Origin of the sequence: Vreelandella maris, from assembly GCF_013371085.1 — a bacterium.
Lineage (GTDB): Bacteria > Pseudomonadota > Gammaproteobacteria > Pseudomonadales > Halomonadaceae > Vreelandella > Vreelandella maris.
Window position 1 is genome coordinate 1 of sequence record NZ_JABWCV010000063.1, and the last position, 3,022, is coordinate 3,022.

At 46.1% G+C, this 3,022-nt stretch carries 2 protein-coding genes and 1 pseudogene; all 3 read left to right on the plus strand.

The annotated features are described in order from the left end of the window. Nucleotides 1–116: 116 nt before the first annotated feature. Nucleotides 117–1,484, plus strand: a pseudogene (locus HUO07_RS21355) (TRAP transporter permease); the annotation flags it as partial. 49 nt (nucleotides 1,485–1,533) lie between these two features. Beyond that, complete coding sequence (locus HUO07_RS21360) at nucleotides 1,534–2,055, plus strand: gamma carbonic anhydrase family protein (RefSeq protein WP_176305121.1); 522 nt, start codon at nucleotides 1,534–1,536, stop codon at nucleotides 2,053–2,055. A gap of 3 nt (nucleotides 2,056–2,058) precedes the next feature. After that, on the plus strand, nucleotides 2,059–2,919 hold the full coding sequence (locus tag HUO07_RS21365; RefSeq protein ID WP_176305122.1) for a sulfurtransferase: 861 nt from the start codon (nucleotides 2,059–2,061) through the stop codon (nucleotides 2,917–2,919). Nucleotides 2,920–3,022: the final 103 nt, after the last annotated feature.

Genomic DNA, 3,022 nt, shown 5'->3' on the forward strand with positions numbered 1-3,022 from the left:
GGTCAGCTTTTCAGGTACCATTTTGGAAGCGGCTGTTGGTGCTTGATGGATTGGTTAGGTTCTTGAAATCATAGCACTTTCAGCCGCTTTCTTTTATACCCTGTGAGAAATCCGGGTTAGGACCCACTATTGCAGTCTCATCTACTTACATTGTTCTTTTTATTACGTTTGCCGCTTTTTTGCAGAAGTCGCGTGTAGGTGAGTATTTTGTAAACTTTGCATTTTCAGTTGCTGGTCGCTCGCGTGGAGGACCAGCTAAAGTCGCTGTCTTTGCTTCGGGACTAATGGGCATGATCAACGGCACCTCAGCAGGCAACGTTGTTTCGACCGGCAGCCTAACTATCCCGCTGATGCGACGTGTTGGCTATCCAGCGCGTAGCGCTGGTTCCATAGAGGCCGCTGCCTCCACGGGAGGCCAGATTGCACCGCCAATAATGGGGGCTGGCGCCTTCATCATGGCAGAAGTGACCGGTATACCGTATACCGAGATTGCGATCGCTGCGATTATTCCTGCCGCTCTGTACTTTCTGTCTATTTATTTCATGGTGGATTTGGAAGCTCAACGTAAAGGCATGCGTGGTCTGAGAAGTGCTGAATTACCGAAGCTTCGCCCTTTGCTTAAACAAGCTTACCTTTTTATCCCTATCATTATTCTGATTAGTACATTATTTATGGGCTACTCCGTTATTAGGGCGGGCACTTTAGCTTTAGTCTCCGCCGCAATGGTGTCATGGCTGACACCACACTGGATGGGGCCAAAAGCAATTTTGGGTGCTTTAGCACTGTCAGCGAGAATGGTTATTCCATTGGTGGCTGTCTGCGCCTGTGCAGGCGTGGTGGTAGGTGTTATCGCCTTAACAGGTGTCGGTGCACGCTTCGCCTCACTGATGCTTGATATCGCCGATAGCAGCCAATTTCTTGCGCTACTTTTCGCGATGATGATAAGCATCTTACTCGGGATGGGCATGCCTACTACAGCTGCTTATGCAGTCGCGGCTTCCGTAATTGCTCCTGGGTTACAGCAGATAGGTATTGATCCGCTGATTGCGCACTTCTTTGTCTTCTATTACGCAGTCATCTCTGCTATTACGCCACCCGTTGCACTTGCTTCTTACGCTGCAGCAGCCATTGCTAATACTGATCCACTCAAAACATCCTTAACCTCGTTTAAGTTTGGCCTCGCTGCTTTTGTGGTCCCCTTCATGTTTTTCTATAGCCCTGCCATCCTCATGCAAGGTAATTGGCTAGAAATTACACGCGTTGTCATAACTGCTTCTATTGGTATTTACTTACTATCAGCTGCGGTACAAGCATGGATGTTCGGTGCATTAAGTAAGCCTTTGCGCTTAATTTCTTTAGTTGCTGGTCTAACAATGCTAGCAGGCGGAATCACTACCGACCTGATTGGCATTCTTTTGGGGGCGCTGGTGATGGGCTATCAACTCAAATTGAAAAGAGATCACTCACAGCCTCTGGTCAGCTAGCGTGAGCTAATAGATAACCGACATGTATGCTTTTTAATAGGGAGTAATAATGGCGAACTATAGCTTCGAAGGCTTACAACCCAAAATTTCAGCCAGTGCTTACGTTCATCCTTCAGCAGTTATCATCGGCGATGTTGTCATCGATGATGGTTGCTATATTGGACCGGGAGCCAGCCTTCGAGGCGATTTTGGACGTATCATTATGAAGCGCGACGCAAACCTCCAAGATAACTGCGTTGTGCATGGCACTATCGGTTCTGAGACTATAATCTGCTCTCGCGGACATATTGGTCATGGTGCCGTAGTGCATGGTTGTATTCTTGAAGAAGATGTCTTGGTAGGTATGAACGCTGTAGTGATGGATGACAGTGTTATTGGAGCACGCTCTATTATTGGTTCGTGCGCTATGGTAAAGGCCAATTTCACTTGTTCGCCAGAATCTCTCATAATAGGAATACCTGCCAAAGTAGTAAAGACCCTCACTTCATCAGAACTTAAGAACAAACGTCAGGCTACGCAACGCTATATCGACCTCGCGAAACGCTCATTACAAAGTATGAGGTTATGCTAAGCAATGGCTTTTTCACCATTAATTAGTGCTGACGTCCTTCAGTATAATCTTGACCAAGGTCAAGATATGATGATATTAGATTGTCGCGCAAGTTTGACGGACGCAAATGCGGGCAGACGTGCCTGGCAAAATGCACATTTACCTCAAAGCCAATATTTTGATTTACATAGAGATATGGCAAGTGAAGACTCAAGCCAAGGCCGTTTTCCACTACCAATAAAAGAAACATTTACTAAGAGATTGCAATCGTTTGGCATCACATCCTCGCAGGCGATTGTGTTACTAGATGATGCAGGAGGAACACTAGCTGCAGCCAGAGCGTGGTGGCTATTATATATCTGGGCAGGCCATCCTAATGTAAAAATTCTCGATGGTGGCCTTGCAGCTTGGCGTTCAATTGGAGGCCAACTTGTTGACAGTAGCGCGAAAATAACTCAAGCAAGCTGTGATGTATCAGCTGTTTCCGATTGGACTCCTTCATATAACAATAATCAGCTTATTTCTGCAGAAGAAATTATTGCTCGCCCGGACTTACGCTTGACTGATGCCCGCTCTTTTGACAGATTCACTGGTAAACATGAGCCATTAGATTCTGTAGCGGGACATATTCCTGGTGCAGACTGTCGCCCGTCAGCTTTCAATTTAACCAACGATGGTTATTTTAAATCCTCAAAGCAATTACGTCAGGAGTTAACGCGTAGAGTTTCTGAAGTGGTCTATTGTGGCGGGGGTGTAGCAGCTTGCCATACTATTTTTTGTTATTATATTGCTGGCCTGCCTATACCTAAACTTTACATCGGTTCATGGAGTCATTGGATAAGAGATAAGACTCGCCCTATAATTCGCACTAAGTACCTGATCTAAAGTTTTCGTGTAATATCCATGCCAGGATTTCTGACACGGACAGAACCATGGAAAAACGCTTCGTTGCCCCTCTCACTGAACCTGAACAACAGACGCTGACCTC

Excerpts from the sequence above, each read along its gene's own strand:
- HUO07_RS21360 (WP_176305121.1), top strand. The coding sequence starts at position 1,534 with ATGGCGAACTATAGCTTCGAAGGCTTACAACCCAAAATTTCAGCCAGT.
- HUO07_RS21365 (WP_176305122.1), top strand. The coding sequence starts at position 2,059 with ATGGCTTTTTCACCATTAATTAGTGCTGACGTCCTTCAGTATAATCTT.